We start from the raw sequence: 16908 nt of genomic DNA, 5'->3' as shown, positions 1-16908 counted from the left end.
GGCGGTGGGGCGGTGGGAGGTGGCCTGGGAAGTCGGGCGGTTAGGTGGCGCGGAGGTCGGGCGCTGGGGCGGTGGCGCGGCGGGAGGTCGGGCGGGGTTAGGCAGCGTGGAGGTCGGGCGGTGAGGTGGCGCGAAGGGGGCTGGTGGGCGGGGTGAGGTGGCGCGGGGGTCGGGCGCTAAGGCGCTAAGGCGCTAAGGCGCTAAGGCGCTAAGGCGGTGGGGTGGTGGGGTGGTGGGGGTGGGACGGGGGTGAGGTCGGGCGGGGACGCGGGGAGGCGGGGGCGCAGCGACGCGGGGACGCGGGGGTCGGGCGGTGGGTGGGGTGAGGTCGGGCGGGCGCGGGGGCGTGGGCGGTTGAGTGGGGTGAGGTCGGGGGGGTGGGGGTGAGGGGGAGGTTAGGTGGTGGGGCGGGTGTGGGGGTAGGCGGAGTGGGTGGTGGTGACGGTCAGGAGGGCCGCCGCCAGCAAGGGGAGGGCGGTCCAGGGGAGGGCTGCGGGGCCTGCGCCTTCCAGGACCAGGCCGCCGACCAGTGAGCCTGCGGCGATCCCGAGGTTGTAGACGGTTGTCTGCATGGCCGTCGCCACGTCCGCGTTGCCAGGCCCGGCCGCGTCGACCAGGGCGGTCTGGAGCAAGGTCGGGATGCCGCCGAAGGCCAGCCCCCAGATGGCGATCGCTCCCAGCAATACGGCGGGCCGGCCGGTGGACAGGGGGAGGGCCAGGAGCGCTGCGGCCACCAGGGCGAGGGCGCTCAGCAGGGTGGCGCGGAGGTGGCGGTCCACCAGGGTGCCTACCAGCCAGACTCCCGCCACTGTCGCGATGCCGAAGACCAGCAAGACCAAGCCCGTACGGCCGAAGCCGGTGTATGTGGTGAAAGGGGCGAGGTAGGTGTACATGGACTGGTGGCCGAGCAACACGGCCGCGGTGACGGCCAGGGCGACCGCTATGCCGGGCAGTTTCGCCACGCGGACCAAAGGCGTGCGTGCTTCGGCTGGTTCGCCCGGGAAGTCGGGGACGCGGGCCACGACCCATCCCACCAGCAGCAACGCCAGCACCGACAACACCCAGAACGCGGCACGCCAGCCGAACGCCCCGGCCAGTGCCGTACCGGCGGGGATGCCCAGGCACAGCGCCACCGTGATGCCCGCCGAGACGATGGCGATCGCCCGGCCGCGGTGGGTGACCGGGACCATCCTGGCCGCGTAGCCGACCAGCATGCCCCACATCGTCCCCCCGACCACCCCGGACAGGAGGCGCGCCGCAAAAGTCAGCGGGTACCAGGACGAAGCGGCCGTCACCGCGTTCAGCAGGGCGAAACCGACCAGCACCACGATCAGCACCGGACGGCGCGGCAGCCCGCGCAACGCGGCGGTGACGGGGATCGCGACCACCACGGCCGCCGCGGCGTACGCCGTGACCAGGAAGCCCACCTGGCCCTGGGACACGTCCAGGGCGGCGCTCATCCGGGGGAGCAGGCCGGCGGGCAGCAGTTCCGTCATCACGGCGGTGAACGCGGCCGTGGCCAGGGCGAGCAGGGCGGTCAGCGGGAATGTCGAGGTGGTCGTCGGCATGCGACCATGGTGAAACCCTCACATCAGTGTGAAGGCAAACGAGGGGGAGCATGCGGATCGGCGAGCTGTCGCGGCGCACCGGGATACCGGCGCGGATGCTGCGATATTACGAGGAGCAGGGGTTGTTGCAGCCTGCCAGGGCGGCGAACGGGTACCGGGCGTATGACGAGGCGGACCTGTTCCGGGCGCAGCAGGTGCGGGGGTTGCTGGATTCGGGGCTGACGACGGAGATCATCCGGGCGATCCTGCCGTTTCTCAGCCGTCCTGACCAGATCCACCTTCATCCGGACTGCGTGACGGCGGAGGCGGCGGCGATGTTGCGGGGGGAGGTGGATCGGATCCAGGCGCGGATCGACTGCCTGTCGCGCAACCGGGACGCGCTCCAGGCGTATCTGGCGGTTGTGCAACCGGCGAAGAGCGCGGCAGAGTGACCGGTGTGACGCCCGCCTGAATACGCGTCATGCCTGCCCGCGGCGGTGGCCGTGTTGCTGCCGGTCAGGCCGTGGGGGCTGCGCATGCCCCTGCTGCTGCAGATCATCCGCGTCCGCTAGTAGCCCACCTCCTCCAGGTAAGGCGCATAGGACCAGCCCTGGCAGCCGCTGGGCCCCCAGACGCGGGTCCAGTTGCCGTGGCTGTAGCAAGCGCCCTCCACCGTGTCCAGATACGCCACAGAATCGATGGGTTCGTATTGGGTACCCGGGCCTGAGCGGACCCACAAGCCGGCCGGATAAGGCGGTTGCACGATGTACACGCAACCCCCAGAGGACGATTCCACCTGCGCGGCCGGGCACGAGCCGAGGGCGAGCGTGCATGCCGTGGCGATCCCGAGCGTGAAGCCGAACATGCTGACCTCCCTAGAGGCCCCCGCCGACCTGGGCGTTTTGTCCCAGTTTAGACGGATAAGTCGTGTTCGGAAACCTGCAACGCAACGCCTGGAACAGTGACACAGTTCTTCCGGTTGGGTAAGGCGATATTGGATAACAGGAGGAACTGTGGACATCACCCAGAGCCAGGAATGGGCCGGCCTGGCAAAACATCATGAGGACATCGAAGGCAGAACGCTGCGCGAGCTGTTCGCCGACGATCCCGGCCGCGCCCAGCGCATGAGCCTGACCGCGGGCGACCTCTACCTTGACTACTCCAAGCACCGCGCCACCCAGGACACCCTCGACCTCCTCCTGGCCCTCGCCGAGAAGGCGGGCCTGCGCGAGCGCATCGACGCCATGTTCGCCGGCGAGCACATCAACGTCAGCGAGGACCGCGCCGTGCTGCACACCGCGCTGCGCCTGCCGTACGACGCCGAACTGGTCGTCGACGGGCAGAACGTGGTCAGCGACGTGCACGCCGTCCTGGACAAGATGAGTGACTTCGCCGACCGGGTGCGCGCCAAGGAGTGGCGCGGCGCGACCGGCGAGCCGATCGCCACGGTGGTGAACATCGGCATCGGCGGCTCCGACCTGGGCCCGGCCATGGCGTACGAGGCGCTGCGCGACTACGCGGACGCAGGGATCGCGGCCAGGTTCGTCTCCAACATCGACCCGGCCGACATCACCGGCGCCCTGAAGGACCTCGACCCGGCCACCACCCTCTTCGTGGTCAGCTCGAAGACCTTCACCACCCTGGAGACGCTGACCAACGCCAAGGTGGCCCGCGAGTGGCTGGTCGCGAAGCTGGGCGAGGCGGCCGTCGAGAAGCACTTCGTGGCGGTCTCCACCAACGCGGAGAAGGTCGCCGAGTTCGGCATCGACACCGCGAACATGTTCGGCTTCTGGGACTGGGTAGGCGGCCGCTACTCCTACGACGGCGCGATCGGCCTGTCGCTGATGATCGCGATCGGGCCGAACGGCTTCCGCGAGATGCTGGACGGCTTCCACACCATCGACGAGCACTTCCGCACCGCGCCCTTCACGGCCAACATGCCGGTCCTGCTCGGCCTGCTCGGCGTCTGGTACAACGACTTCTTCGGCGCCCAGACGCGCGCGGTCCTGCCGTACAGCCAGAGACTGCACCGCTTCCCCGCCTACCTCCAGCAGCTCACCATGGAGTCCAACGGCAAGTCGGTCCAGGCGGACGGCACGCCGGTCGCCACGCAGACCGGTGAGATCTTCTGGGGCGAGCCGGGCACCAACGGCCAGCACGCCTTCTACCAGCTGCTGCACCAGGGCACCCGCCTCGTGCCCGCCGACTTCATCGGCTTCGCCGAGCCGTTCGAGGACCGGGCGGACATGCACGACCTGCTGACGGCGAACCTGCTGGCGCAGACGTCCGCCCTGGCGTTCGGCAAGACCGCCGAGGAGATCGCAGCCGAGGGCGCGCCCGCGCACGTCGTGCCGCACAAGGTGATGCCGGGCAACCGCCCCACCTCCACGATCCTGGCGCCCAAGCTCACTCCGAGCACCCTCGGCCAGCTCGTCGCCCTGTACGAGCACCTGGTCTTCGTCGAGGGAACGATCTGGGGCATCGACTCCTTCGACCAGTGGGGCGTCGAGCTGGGCAAGAAGATGGCGATGGATCTGGTGCCCGCGCTCACCAGCGACGACGCCACTTTCCCCGACGCCTCGACTGAACAGCTGGTGAAGAAGTACCGCCAGATCAGGGGAAGGAGTTAGGAAAGCTTCCTAACTCCATTGACGCCACGCGGAGCCGCTTGCCAGGATGCGAGGTGAGCGGCTTGGCGCGGCGCCTCCCGAGGCGTGACGCGCTCAGCGAACGACCTGCCCCGGCCGCGCATGGACCTGTCACGCCCTCGTTGGAGCCCCGCCGTGCGCACACCCCTCGTATTACTGTCCCTCCTGGCCGTGCTGGGCGGATCGTCCGTCGCGTACGGCGCGACCCCCGATGACCCGTACGGCGTGACCGACCCCCTGGAGCACTCCTCCAAGAAGGCGATCGGCGAGAAGGAAGCGCTCGCCCACCCGGAGAAGCTGATCACGCTGGCCGGCGGCCTGCAGGCCCGCGTGGTCAACAGCCGCCTGCCCCTCTACGTCGACCAGGGCGCGCTGTGGCCCTCGGACGACAAGCCCGAGTGGCTCATCTCCTGCAACGAGTACGAGCCCGACCACCCCGGCCTGCTCCGCATCAACCTGGCGACCGGCAAGTACGAGACCATCCTCACCGGCACCGGCAACTGCGACCCCATCCGCCGCACCGCCTGGGGCTCGCTGATCTTCGGCGAGGAGTGGGGCGGCGGCAAGGAGGGCGGCAGGCTCTACGAGCTGACCGACCCCCTCCACACCACCGGCGTCAAGCTCGACCGCGACAAGGGCACCTTCTCCGGCGGCACCGGGGCGAAGAACTTCGCGATCCGCGCCGACGTCGGCCGCCTGTCGTACGAGGGCATCGCCGTCCTGCCCAACGGCGTCATGTACTACTCCGACGAGAGCAGGCCGGAGAAGGGCAGGCCCGGAGGCGCGATCTTCAAGTTCGTCCCGGACAAGCCGTACAAGGCAGGTCAGAAGGGCTCCCCCCTGGCCCATGGCCGCGTGTACGGCCTGCGCCTGGGCAAGCACGAGGGCGGCCGTGACTACGGCCAGGGCACCCAGTACGGGCAGGGCGCGTGGGTCCCGGTCCGCGACAGGACCGACCCGGACCTCACCGGAGCCACCGCCGAGCAGCACCTGACCGGCTACTACCGGCCCGAGGACATGGACCTCGACACAAGCGGCGGCAAGGTCCGTATCTGCGTGAGCGAGACCGGCAACGAGGACGAGGCCCAGTTCTGGGGCACGGTCGTCTGCGTCACCGACGGCACCGTGGCGCAGTCGGCGGGCAACGGCGCGACGCCGATGGCGCAGCCGTTCATCCTCGGCAACCCCGAGCTCAACATGCCCGACAACCTCGCCTACCAGCCGCACCGCGGCAACTGGATCGTGCACGAGGACGGCGACACCGACAGCGACCTGCAGGGCTTCCACGGCAACGACCTGTGGTCGTGCCAGCCCGACGGCGCCGACCCCGACCTGCAGAGCGACGGGTGCGTCCGGTTCGCCACGATGAACGACGGCAGCCCCACCGGTGGCATCTTCGACGCGACGGGCACCCACTTCTACTTCGTCAACCAGTGGAACAGCACCGGATACGGGGTGCTGTACGAGATCACCGGGTGGCAATAGGCCGTGTATGTCTCCACTGTGAAGTTTCCCAGGCTGACCGCCGCCGTCCCGGCCAACGTGCTGGCGCTCGGGGTGGTCAGCCTGGTCACCGACATCTCCTCCGAGATGGTGACCGCCGTCCTGCCGTTCTACCTCGTGCTCGTCCTGGGCCTCAGCCCGCTGGCGTTCGGGCTGGTCGACGGCCTCTACTTCGGCGTCACCGCCCTCGTACGGCTGGCCGCAGGCCACGCGGCCGACCGGTGGCAGCGGCGCAAGCTGGTCGCCGGGATCGGCTACGGCCTGTCCGCGGTGTGCAAGCTCGGCCTGCTGGCCGCAGGGTCGTCGGTCGGGCTGCTCGGCGCCGCCGTGGCTGTCGACAGGACAGGCAAGGGCCTGCGCACCGCGCCGCGCGACGCGCTGATCTCCCTCAGCGCCGCGCCCGGTGCGCTCGGGCAGGCGTTCGGCGTGCACCGGGCGATGGACACGGTCGGCGCGTTCCTCGGCCCGCTGGCCGCGTTCGCGGTGCTCGGGCTGACCGGCGGGTACGACGTGGTGTTCGTCGTCAGCTTCGCCGTCGCCGTCCTCGGCGTGCTCATGCTCGTCCTGTACGTCAAGGACCGGCGCGAGCCGGTGCCCGCGGGGAAGGTGATCTCCTTCGGGCTGCTGCGGGACGCGGCGTTCCGCAAGGTGTGCCTGCTGGCGGGCGCGCTCGGGCTGGTGACGGTCAGCGACGCGTTCGTCTACCTGCTGCTGCAGAAGAGCGCGGGCCTCGCGCCCGAGTACTTCCCGCTGCTGCCGCTCGGCACGGCGGCCGTCTACCTGGTGCTGGCCGTACCCCTCGGCAAGCTGGCCGACAAGGTAGGCCGGATCCCGGTCTTCCTCGGCGGCCACGTGGCTCTCGTGGCGGTCTACGGGCTGCTGGTGGGGTCAGGGCCGGTGCTCGCCGTCCTGGCCCTGTTCGGGGTGTTCTACGCGGCCACCGACGGCGTCCTCATGGCGGCCGCCGGGCCGCTGCTGCCCGCCTCGCTGAAGACCAGCGGGCTGGCGCTCCTGCAGACCGGGCAGGCCGTGGCCAGGATGATCTCCTCGATCCTGTACGGCGCGGCCTGGACCGCCTTCGGCCCCACCCCTGGCCTCATCGCCATGGGCGCGGGCATCCTCGGCTGCCTCGCCTTCTGGAAGGTGCTCCGATGAGACGCGCGTTGATCCTCCTGGTCGCCCTGCTCGTGCTGGGGGGTGGGGCGGCTGCCTACGCGGTGTGGGCGCGGCCCTCGCCCGCGGCCGTCGTCACGACGTCCATGGATCTGTCGAAGAAGGGCCAGCTCCTGGTCAGGGACACGGCGTCAGGCGTCGTGCGCGGCAGCCGTACCCGCTGTGAACGGTTCTCGGCCGCGGCGGGCACGGGTGTCTGCCTGGTCACCGAGCCGGGCACCCCCGTGCCCAAGACCTACGCCCTCGTCCTCGACAGGACCATGAAGGAGACGCGCCGGATCAGGATCGCCGGGATCCCCAGCCGGGCCAGGGTCTCCGCCAGCGGCCGGATGATCTCCTGGACCGTCTTCGTCACCGGCGACTCCTACAACAAGGGCGGCTTCTCCACCTGGACCGGCATCCTGGACAACCAGTCCGGCTACGCGGTGACCAACATGGAGGAGATCCAGCTCTTCAAGGACGGCAAGCGCTACCACGCGGCCGACGTCAACTACTGGGGCGTCACCTTCGCCGCCGACGACAACCGCTTCTACGCCACCGTCTCGACCGGCGGCAAGACGTACCTGGTGCAGGGCGACTACGGGAAGTGGGAGGCGCGGGTGCTGCGCGAGAACGCCGAGTGCCCGTCCCTGGCGCCGGACGGGACGCGGCTGGTGTTCAAGAAGCGCATGCCCGGCGGCGCGTGGCGGCTGCACGGGCTCGACCTGGCCACCATGAAGGAGACGCCGCTGGCCGAGACGGCCAACATCGACGACCAGGCCGCCTGGCTCGACGCGAACACGGTCATGTACGCCAAGGGCCCCGACGTGTGGGCGGTCCCCGCCGACGGAACCGGCGCACCCCGCCTCGTGACGAGAGGAGCCTCCTCGCCGACCGCGCTCTCGTAATCTGGGGCGCATGGAACAGAGCGCCGCCTCCGTCGAGGAGTTCTTCGCATCCGTGCCCGACGAGGGGCGGCGCGCGGACGCGCGAGAGCTGGCGAAGCTGATGAGCGACGTCACCGGCGAGCCCGCGGCCATGTGGGGGAGCGGGATCGTCGGGTTCGGCTCCTACCACTACGTCTACGACAGCGGCCACTCCGGCGCCGCGCCCCTGGTCGGGTTCGCGCCGCGTAAGCAGCACCTGGTCGTCTACCTCGTCGGCGGGTTCGAGGACCGGTACGGCAACGCCCTGGAACGCCTCGGACCGCACAAGGCGGGCAAGGGCTGCCTCTACCTCAAGCGCCTGTCCGGCGTTGACGTCGGCGTGCTGCGCGAGCTGGTCGAGCGCACCGCCCGCGTGCACCGCGGAGCCGGCGGACCCTGAGCCTCCCGGGGGCGGCGATCAGGGACTTCACCGATGTGGCGCGGCCCGCCGAGCGGCACAGTGGAGAGCATGCACCTCTCCTTCACCGCCGCGCCCGCCGCGCTCCTGGGCGGCTGGCTGCTGATGCGCCCGATCGACGGCGACTTCGTGCCCGGCTTCTGGTGGACGGCCGCGCACGCGGCCTGGCTGGCCGCGTTCGCGCTGTTCGGCGTGATGCTGGTCGAGCTGCGGCGAAGAGGTGGCCATCCGGCGCTGGTCTGGGCCGCCATGGCGGGGGCGGCGGCCAACGCCGTCCAGCTCGGCCTCGACCTGGGGTCGTGGTTCCCCCCAGGTCCAGGCGTCGTGCTCCTCGACCTCACCGCGCACCTGTTCTACGTGGCGCTCGCCGCGCTGGCGATCACCATGGCGGCCGGCCGGGCGGTGACGCCGATCAGCGCCGGGCTGGTCACGGTCGGCGTCGCCGTACTCGAACTGGCCACGCTCACGGTCGGCGGCAACTCGCCGCTGGTGGCCGTGGGCATGTCGGTGCTGTGGCTCGGCAGCCAGCTGCTGATCAGGGATTCAGCAGGACAGGTAGCCTTGCCAGACGCCACGAGGCGGGCATGAACTCCCGTTCCAGCTTCTCCGCGGGTACGGCGAGGGCCAGGCGCGGGAAGCGCCGCAGCAGCGCCCCGATCGCGACCTCCCCCTCCTGCCTGGCCAGCGCCGCTCCCAGGCAGTAGTGCAGCCCGTAGCCGAACCCGACGTGCACCTCGCGCCGCCCGTCGCTCTCGCGGGTGACGTCGAGCCGGTCGGGGTCGTCGAACCTGCGCGGGTCGTAGTTGGCCGACACCAGCATCGCCATCACCGCCTCGCCGCGCCGCACGGTCTGCCCGCCGAGCTCCACGTCCTCGGCCGCGTACCTGACCCTGGTGCCGTGCACCGGCCCGCACCAGCGCATCAGCTCGTGCACCGCGACCGGCATCAGCCCCGGATCGGCGCGCAGCAGGTCGAGCTGGTCGGGGTGGGTGAGCAGGGCGGCCGTGCCGTTGCCGATGAGGTGCGCGGTCGTCTCGTGCCCGGCCAGGACGAGCGTCAGCACCATCGTGACCATCTCGGTGTCGGTGAGGCGGTCGCCGTCCTCGTCGTGCGCCCTGATCAGCCCGGACAGCAGGTCGCCGCCGGGCTCCTCCCTGCGCCTTTCGATGAGGTCCTGGATCGAGGCCACCATCCGCCGCAGCGGCTCGGCCATCGCGCCCGGCGTCATCGACACCAGCGCCCTGCCCCAGTCGCGCCACAGCGGGCGCTCCTCCTCGGGAATGCCGACCAGCTCGCAGATGACGGTGATCGGCAACGGGTAGGCGAAGTGCTCGATCAGGTCGACCTCGTCCGGCAGGCCGTCCAGCAGCCGCTCGGTGATCTCCTCCACGCGGGGACGCAGCTCGGACACCCGGCGCACGGTGAAGGCGCGCGAGACCAGGCGGCGCAGCCGGATGTGGTCGTCGCCGTCGGCGTCCAGGACGCTGTCGAGGACGTACTGCGCGTAGTCGGCGGGGATGCCGCGCGCCTCGATGAGCTTCTCGCGGATGTTGCCCACGTCCATGCCGGGGACGTGGGCGGAGTTGTTGACGAAGCGCCGGTCGCCCAGCACCGTCTTGACGTCGTCGTACCTGGTGACCAGCCAGATCGGCCCGGGTACGCCGGGAAAGGCGGCCTCCACGACGGGCCCCTGCTCGCGCAGGCGGTTGAACGCGGTGAAGGGGTCGGCCATCAGCTCGGGGTCGAACAGGTTGACTGTCATGGGATCTCCTGTTTCAGCCGTTCCAGCAGACTTCGGTACAGGTCGGCCACCAGGGGTGCGGCGGCCCTGAGACGCTCCTCGTCCGGGGGTGGCTCGAACCCGGAGCGGATGACGTGGGCGAGCATGTCGGCGTTGGCCTCCAAGGTCCCGCCCCAGGTGGGGAGCATCGGCTCGATCGTCAGGAAGCCGGTGATGATCGCCGCGTAGGCGTGCAGCTGCGTGGCGACCGGCCGGTCATCGGCCACCAGCCCGTGCTCGCGCAGGATGCGGAACGACTCGCCGATCGTGCGCTCCCGGTGTTCCAGCACCTCCTTGGACGTCTGTTCCGCGATCTTCGCCAGGACTCCCAGCGTGTCCCTGTCGCTGAGCAGTACGGCACGCAGCACCGGATCGGCGTGCACCGCCAGGAAGACCGACCTGGCCATGCCGCTGGGCAGCGCGGCGGCCGGGTCCGCCGCGACGTCGTCCAGGAACCGCTCGGCCCACCGGCTCTGCGAGCGCATCACCACGGCGAGGAAGAGCTGCTCCTTGGTGGCGAAGTGCAGGTAGACGGTGCCCTTGCCGATGGCGGCGCGCTTGGCGACCTCGTCGATCGTGACGCGCCGGTAGCCCCAGGACACCAGGAGCTCGGCCGCCGCGTCGAGGATGCGGCTCGCCCTCGTGACTGGATCGCGAAAACTGGTCATCGAGTCAAAGGTAGGCCTGCCCCGCCGTACAAGCAAGAGCACGAGCCGAACGACCGGATCGTCGTCACCGGGCGCAGGGTATGGTCGGTGGTGGAGTCATGGGATGGTGAACTCCTCGTCGTGGGAGCGCCGGGTAAGGGCGCGAGTTACCCTCAGGGTGCCGGAACGGGTTAGGGTCAGAATTGACGAACGCACTCCGGGCATGGCACACTAGGAACTGCATAGGGATTGACACTCATAGTAGATGTGGACACACGTTTGCTATTTGAGTTATGCTGCTCTCTCGCGCGCCTTCTTCGGCAACCCTCTTTACCGCGAGAGAGTGTCCGGCGCGCGTGCGTGTTTGGTCCGCCCGCGAGCCTTCGGAAGGACATCTGTTGGCAGCCTCCGCTGTTCCCGCTGGTCCGCATCGTGTCTCTTTTTCGCGTATTCACGAGCCACTTGAAGTTCCCGACCTTCTCGCTCTCCAGACCGAGTCGTTCGACTGGCTGCTCGGGAACGAGCGATGGAAGTCCAGAGTCGAGGCGGCACAGCAAGCCGGTCGCAAGGACGTCCCCGCCCAGTCGGGCCTCGAAGAGATCTTCGAGGAGATCAGCCCGATCGAGGACTTCTCAGGAACGATGTCGCTGTCGTTCCGCGATCACCGCTTCGAGCCGCCGAAATACTCGGTCGACGAGTGCAAAGACCGTGACATGACCTTCTCCGCCCCGATGTTCGTGCGGGCGGAGTTCATCAACAACACCACTGGCGAGATCAAGAGCCAGACGGTGTTCATGGGCGAGTTCCCGCTCATGACGCCGAAGGGCACGTTCGTCGTCAACGGCACAGAGCGTGTCGTGGTCTCGCAGCTGGTGCGTTCTCCCGGCGTCTACTTCAACCGCGAGATCGAGAAGACCTCGGACAAGGACGTGTTCGACTGCCGCATCATCCCGTCCAGGGGTGCGTGGCTGGAGTTCGAGATCGACAAGCGCGACACCGTGAGCGTGCGCCTCGACCGCAAGCGCAAGCAGCCGGTCACCGTGCTGCTCAAGGCGCTCGGCTGGACGCCCGACCGGATCCTGGAGCGGTTCGGCCAGTTCGAGTCGATGCGCGCCACCCTGGAGAAGGACCACACGGCCGGCCAGGACGACGCGCTGCTCGACATCTACCGCAAGCTGCGCCCGGGCGAGCCGCCGACCAAGGAGTCGGCGCAGACCCTGCTCGAGAACATGTACTTCAACCCCAAGCGCTACGACCTCGCCAAGGTCGGCCGCTACAAGATCAACAAGAAGCTCGGGGTCGAGTCGGAGATCACGCAGGGCACGCTCACCGAGGACGACATCGTCGCGACGATCGAGTACCTCGTGCGCCTGCACGCCGGTGAGGACCTGATGCAGGGCACGGGCGAGCGTGAGGTCGTCGTCGAGACCGACGACATCGACCACTTCGGCAACCGCCGCCTGCGCAACGTCGGCGAGCTCATCCAGAACCAGCTCCGCCTGGGCCTGGCCCGCATGGAGCGCGTCGTCCGCGAGCGGATGACCACGCAGGACGTCGAGGCGATCACGCCGCAGACCCTGATCAACACCCGCCCCGTGGTGGCGTCGATCAAGGAGTTCTTCGGCACCTCGCAGCTGTCGCAGTTCATGGACCAGATCAACCCGCTGGCCGGGCTCACCCACCGTCGCCGCATGTCGGCGCTCGGCCCGGGTGGTCTGTCCCGCGAGCGGGCCGGGTTCGAGGTCCGAGACGTGCACCCGTCCCACTACGGACGCATGTGCCCGATCGAGACGCCCGAAGGCCCGAACATCGGCCTCATCGGCTACATGGCGTGCTTCGCCAGGCTCAACGCCTTCGGCTTCGTCGAGACGCCCTACCGCAAGGTCGTCGACGGCCGGGTGACCGAGCAGATCGACTACCTCACCGCCGACGACGAGGACCGCTACGTCATCGCGCAGGGCAACTCCCAGCTCCAGGCGGACGGCAGCTTCGCCGAGAGCAGGCTGCAGGTCCGGCGTAAGGGCGGCGAGTTCGAGTACGTCCGGGCCGGCGAGGTCGACTACATGGACGTGTCGCCGCGCCAGATGGTGTCGGTCGCCACCGCGATGATCCCCTTCCTGGAGCACGACGACGCCAACCGCGCCCTCATGGGCGCGAACATGCAGAAGCAGTCGGTGCCGCTGCTGCGGAGCGAGGCGCCGCTGGTCGGAACGGGCATGGAATACCGTGCCGCGACCGACGCGGGCGACGTCATCAGCGCAGAGAAGGCGGGTGTGGTCGAGGAGGTCTCCGCCGACTACGTCACCGTCATGAACGACGACGGCACCCGCACCACCTACCGGGTGGCCAAGTTCAAGCGCTCCAACCAGGGCACGAGCTTCAACCAGAAGCCGATCGTGGCCGAGGGCGACCGCGTCGAGGTCAACCAGGTCATCGCCGACGGCCCGTGCACCGACCAGGGCGAGATGGCCCTGGGCAAGAACCTCCTCGTGGCGTTCATGCCGTGGGAGGGGCTCAACTACGAAGACGCGATCATCCTGTCCCAGCGGATCGTGCAGGACGACGTGCTGTCGTCCATCCACATCGACGAGCACGAGCTCGACGCCCGTGACACGAAGCTGGGTCCCGAGGAGATCACCCGAGACCTGCCGAACGCCTCGGAGGAGGCGCTGGCCGACCTCGACGAGCGCGGCATCATCCGCATCGGCGCCGACGTCCAGCCCGGCGACATCCTCGTCGGCAAGGTCACGCCCAAGGGCGAGACCGAGCTGACCCCCGAGGAGCGGCTGCTGCGCGCGATCTTCGGCGAGAAGGCCCGCGAGGTCCGCGACACCTCGATGAAGGTGCCGCACGGCGAGACCGGCAAGGTCATCGGCGTGCGGGTGTTCTCCCGCGAGCAGGGCGACGAGCTCCCGCCGGGGGTCAACGAGCTGGTCCGGGTGCACATCGCGCAGAAGCGCAAGATCACCGAGGGCGACAAGCTCGCCGGCCGCCACGGCAACAAGGGCGTCATCTCCAAGATCCTCCCGGTCGAGGACATGCCGTTCATGGAGGACGGCACGCCGGTCGACATCATCCTCAACCCGCTGGGCGTGCCCGGCCGGATGAACGTCGGCCAGGTGCTGGAGACCCACCTCGGGTGGATCGCCGCCCGCGGCTGGGACATCACCGGCGTCCAGGAGGAGTGGGCGGAGCGGCTGCGCGACAAGGGCTACGGCCAGATCGCGCCGCGCACCAACCTGGCCACCCCGGTCTTCGACGGGGCGAACGAGGAGGAGGTCGTCGGCCTCCTCGGCAACACGCTGGACCGCCAGGTGAAGCCGGGCGGCAAGGCGCGGTTGTTCGACGGCCGTTCCGGTGAGCCGTTCCCGTACCCGATCGCGGTCGGTTACATCTACATCCTCAAGCTTTTGCACCTGGTCGACGACAAGATCCACGCGCGGTCGACCGGTCCATACTCGATGATCACGCAGCAGCCCCTGGGCGGTAAGGCCCAGTTCGGCGGCCAGCGGTTCGGCGAGATGGAGGTGTGGGCGCTCGAAGCGTACGGCGCGGCCCACGCCCTGCAGGAGCTTCTGACGATCAAGTCCGACGACGTGCTCGGCCGCGTGAAGGTCTACGAGGCCATCGTCAAGGGCGAGAACATCCCGGAATCCGGCATCCCGGAGTCGTTCAAGGTCCTCGTGAAGGAAATGCAGTCGCTGTGCCTGAACGTCGAGGTGCTCTCCAGCGACGGCACGTCCATCGAGATGCGCGACACCGACGAGGACGTCTTCAGGGCCGCTGAAGAGCTCGGCATCGACCTGTCACGGCGCCCCAACGAGGGCACCATGACGGTCGACGAGATCTGATCCGTCACATGTCCGGCTGGAGCGCTGCGAAAGCGGCGTTCCAGCCGGTGACGGGCGCGGCCTGCGTGCCGTACAGCTCGGTGGTCTTTCCGCGGGCGGCCGGGTTGAGCAGGGCCTGGACGCAGACCTCTGCCACCGTCTCCCTGCTCACCCGGCCGTCGCCGGTGTCGCCCTGCGCGAGCGTCACCCCGCCGACCGGGCCGCTGGTGAGCCAGCTCGGCCGCACGATCGTGTACGGCAGGCCGCTCGCGCGCACCGCCTCCTCGCCTCTGGCGCGCCACTCGATGATGGGGGCCATGTCGGGGTGTTCGGCGGCGCGGGTGATGTAGATCTGCGTCACCAACACCAGGTGGGTGCCCGGGGCGGCGGCGGCGACCACGTTGCGCACGCCGTCGAAGTGCACGGCGCGGGCGCTGCGGGAGTCGGTTCCCGACTCGACGGCGATGACGATGCCGTCCATCCCGGCGGCCGCCTTGGCGACGGCCTCCGGATCTTCGATCGATCCGGTCGTCCTCCGGCTCAGGACTGTGGCCGTGTGGCCCCTGCTCGTCAGACCGGCCACCACGTGGCCGCCTACGCGGCCGCTTCCACCGATAACAAGAATGTCCATAATGTCGTGATCATACGACTGCGATCGCGTCGACCTCGATGAGGTAGCCCGGTGCTGCCAGCGTCTCGACGCCGACCAGGGTGTCGGTGGGTTTGTGGTCGCCGAACAGCTCCCTTCTGGCGGTCTCGATGACGGGCAGGAACTCCCTGCGGTGGCCGACGACGTAGATCGTGATCTTGGTCACCTGGTCGGGGCGGGCGCTGGCGGCGGTGAGGGCGCGGCCGAGGTTGGCGAACACCTGGCGGGCCTGCTGGGCCAGGTCGCCGGGGTGGACCAGATTGCCGTCGGGGTCGTCGGACATCTGCCCGGCCACGAACACGAGCCGCGCGCCGGTGGCGAAGATGACGTGGCTGTAGGTCTCCGGGTTGTCGAGGCCGTCGGGCTGAACGATCTCCAGTGCCATGCGACTCCCCTTTCGCGCTCCCGGGTGATCAAGCCTACGACTTCTTCCAGGGAGTCCTCTTCCCTCCCTCAGAGGGGTCTCTCTCCTGGAGAGGGGGGGTGGTGAGGGGGAGGGAGGGCGCGGCGCGAGGCCTCACTCGGCGCCCATCAGCGCGCGGCCCCACGCGCCCAACGGAGCAAGGGCGGTGTTGAGTGAGGTGCCGAGCGGGGTCAGCGAGTACTCGACGTGCGGCGGCACCTCGTCGAACACCTCACGATGCACGATCCCGTCCCCCTCCAGCTCCCGCAGCTGCGCCGCGAGGACCTTCTCCGTCACCCCCGGGACCATCCGGCGCAGCTCGCCGAACCGGCAGGGCTGCGCGTCCAGCGCCCACAGGATGAGCACCTTCCACTTGCCGCCGATCACGTCCATCGCCGCGTCGATGCCGCAGACGTGCGCTCCCGGCCTGCGCGCGAGCCCCATCGCCCACCCCTCCCGCCTGGTCGCTTACCCCGAGGTGAGCACCCACTCCAAAGTGCGTACTTGATCGTTTCGGGGCCTCCCGAAAGTCTAGTCGCCATGACGGAACACACTTCGATGACCCTGTTGGGACTTGGCGCGATGGGCTCGGCGCTCGGCCGGGCGTGGCTGGCGGCGGGCCGGCCGCTGACGGTCTGGAACCGTACGCCGGGAAGAACGCTGGAAGGAGCCGAGGTCGCCGCGAGCGCCGCTGAGGCGGTGGCCGGGGCGCGCCTCGTGGTGGTGTGCCTGCTGGACGACGCGTCCGTAGGCGCGGCCCTGGACGGGGTGGATCTGGCGGGCAAGGACGTGGTGAACCTCACCACCAGCACCCCCGACCAGGCCCGCGCCAGGGCGGCCTGGGCGGAGGCACGGGGCGCCCGGTTCCTGGACGGCGGGATCATGGCGGTCCCGCCCATGATCGGCGCTCCGGAGACGGGCGCCTTCATCCTTTACAGCGGGTCTGGCGACCTGCTCGAGCAGCACCGCGACGTGCTCGGCGTGCCCGCTGGAGTGGTGTACGTCGGGGCCGATCCCGGCTACGCGGCGCTGCACGACGTCGCGTTGCTGAGCGCGATGACCGGCATGTTCGCCGGGGTGTCGCACGCGTTCGCGCTGCTGCGCGGCACCGACGTGGCGCCGCGGGACTTCGCCCCGCTGCTGGCCTCGTGGCTGACCGCGATGTCCGGCTCGGTGTACGGCGTGGCCGACCAGCTGGAGACCGGCGACTACACCAAGGGCGTGGCGTCCAACCTGGCGATGATGGTCGAGGGCAACGCCACGCTGCTGCGTACGGCCGAGGAGCAGGGGGTGAGCACCGAGCTCCTGACCCCGTTCATGGCGTTGATGGAGCGCCGGCTGGCCGACGGCCACGCCGATGAGGGCACCACGGGGGTGATCGACCTTCTCGCCCGCTGACCCTGCT

Annotated in this window: 16 protein-coding genes; 9 read left to right on the top strand and 7 right to left on the bottom strand. The window is 69.6% G+C overall.

Annotated features, from left to right (window positions below):
• Positions 1–395: 395 nt before the first annotated feature.
• The gene (locus ACIBG8_RS11240) at positions 396–1568 is read right to left on the bottom strand and encodes an MFS transporter (protein ID WP_397342526.1); all 1173 of its coding nucleotides are present in this window, start codon (positions 1566–1568) and stop codon (positions 396–398) included.
• 50 nt (positions 1569–1618) lie between these two features.
• Here ACIBG8_RS11240 and ACIBG8_RS11235 point away from each other — a divergent pair, with 50 nt between their 5' ends.
• A complete protein-coding gene (locus tag ACIBG8_RS11235; protein ID WP_397342525.1) occupies positions 1619–1999 on the top strand; it encodes a MerR family transcriptional regulator in 381 nt (126 codons plus the stop codon).
• Between the two features lie 116 nt (positions 2000–2115).
• Here ACIBG8_RS11235 and ACIBG8_RS11230 read toward each other — a convergent pair whose 3' ends face one another.
• Positions 2116–2412, bottom strand: coding sequence for an SH3 domain-containing protein (locus ACIBG8_RS11230; protein WP_397342524.1), 297 nt, complete (start codon positions 2410–2412; stop codon positions 2116–2118).
• 148 nt (positions 2413–2560) lie between these two features.
• On the opposite strand from ACIBG8_RS11230, the gene pgi reads away from it, so the two are divergent.
• The 6 genes from pgi (at position 2561) to ACIBG8_RS11200 (ending at position 8782) form a co-directional block, all read left to right on the top strand.
• Positions 2561–4177, top strand: a complete 1617-nt coding sequence (pgi, locus tag ACIBG8_RS11225; protein ID WP_397342523.1) for a glucose-6-phosphate isomerase — start codon at positions 2561–2563, stop codon at positions 4175–4177.
• A gap of 153 nt (positions 4178–4330) precedes the next feature.
• Positions 4331–5680, top strand: coding sequence for a hypothetical protein (locus ACIBG8_RS11220; RefSeq protein ID WP_397342522.1), 1350 nt, complete (start codon positions 4331–4333; stop codon positions 5678–5680).
• Between the two features lie 18 nt (positions 5681–5698).
• Positions 5699–6853, top strand: a complete 1155-nt coding sequence (locus tag ACIBG8_RS11215; RefSeq protein ID WP_397342521.1) for an MFS transporter — start codon at positions 5699–5701, stop codon at positions 6851–6853.
• Positions 6850–7758 (top strand): hypothetical protein, encoded by a 909-nt coding sequence (locus ACIBG8_RS11210; RefSeq protein ID WP_397342520.1) that lies wholly within the window; start codon positions 6850–6852, stop codon positions 7756–7758. Before ACIBG8_RS11215 ends, ACIBG8_RS11210 begins: the two co-directional genes overlap by 4 nt.
• Positions 7759–7768: 10 nt before the next feature.
• Positions 7769–8176, top strand: coding sequence for a DUF1801 domain-containing protein (locus ACIBG8_RS11205; protein ID WP_397342519.1), 408 nt, complete (start codon positions 7769–7771; stop codon positions 8174–8176).
• A gap of 69 nt (positions 8177–8245) precedes the next feature.
• A complete protein-coding gene (locus ACIBG8_RS11200; protein WP_397342518.1) occupies positions 8246–8782 on the top strand; it encodes a hypothetical protein in 537 nt (178 codons plus the stop codon).
• Here the strand turns inward: ACIBG8_RS11200 and ACIBG8_RS11195 are convergent.
• Positions 8730–9956: a cytochrome P450 gene (locus tag ACIBG8_RS11195; RefSeq protein WP_397342517.1), complete on the bottom strand. Its 1227-nt coding sequence runs from the start codon at positions 9954–9956 to the stop codon at positions 8730–8732. The genes ACIBG8_RS11200 and ACIBG8_RS11195 overlap by 53 nt on opposite strands.
• Positions 9953–10642: a TetR/AcrR family transcriptional regulator gene (locus ACIBG8_RS11190; protein WP_397342516.1), complete on the bottom strand. Its 690-nt coding sequence runs from the start codon at positions 10640–10642 to the stop codon at positions 9953–9955. The genes ACIBG8_RS11195 and ACIBG8_RS11190 overlap by 4 nt, the downstream gene beginning before the upstream one ends.
• Positions 10643–11019: 377 nt before the next feature.
• Between ACIBG8_RS11190 and rpoB the strand changes: the two genes are divergently transcribed.
• Positions 11020–14472: a DNA-directed RNA polymerase subunit beta gene (gene rpoB, locus ACIBG8_RS11185; RefSeq protein ID WP_397342515.1), complete on the top strand. Its 3453-nt coding sequence runs from the start codon at positions 11020–11022 to the stop codon at positions 14470–14472.
• A gap of 4 nt (positions 14473–14476) precedes the next feature.
• On the opposite strand, the gene ACIBG8_RS11180 is transcribed toward rpoB, so the two are convergent.
• The 3 genes from ACIBG8_RS11180 to ACIBG8_RS11170 form a co-directional block, all read right to left on the bottom strand.
• Positions 14477–15082, bottom strand: a complete 606-nt coding sequence (locus tag ACIBG8_RS11180) for an NAD(P)H-binding protein (RefSeq protein ID WP_397342514.1) — start codon at positions 15080–15082, stop codon at positions 14477–14479.
• Positions 15083–15092: 10 nt separating this feature from the next.
• Positions 15093–15485, bottom strand: a complete 393-nt coding sequence (locus tag ACIBG8_RS11175) for a RidA family protein (protein ID WP_397342513.1) — start codon at positions 15483–15485, stop codon at positions 15093–15095.
• 132 nt (positions 15486–15617) lie between these two features.
• The gene (locus tag ACIBG8_RS11170) at positions 15618–15947 is read right to left on the bottom strand and encodes a winged helix-turn-helix transcriptional regulator (RefSeq protein WP_397342512.1); all 330 of its coding nucleotides are present in this window, start codon (positions 15945–15947) and stop codon (positions 15618–15620) included.
• A gap of 96 nt (positions 15948–16043) precedes the next feature.
• Here ACIBG8_RS11170 and ACIBG8_RS11165 point away from each other — a divergent pair, with 96 nt between their 5' ends.
• Positions 16044–16901 (top strand): NAD(P)-dependent oxidoreductase, encoded by an 858-nt coding sequence (locus ACIBG8_RS11165; protein WP_397342511.1) that lies wholly within the window; start codon positions 16044–16046, stop codon positions 16899–16901.
• The last annotated feature ends 7 nt before the right edge of the window (positions 16902–16908 follow it).

This window comes from Nonomuraea sp. NPDC050556 (assembly GCF_044457355.1).
Classification (GTDB): domain Bacteria; phylum Actinomycetota; class Actinomycetes; order Streptosporangiales; family Streptosporangiaceae; genus Nonomuraea.
The sequence above is the reverse complement of the archived record's forward strand: the minus strand, read 5'-3'. Positions and strand labels throughout refer to the sequence as shown.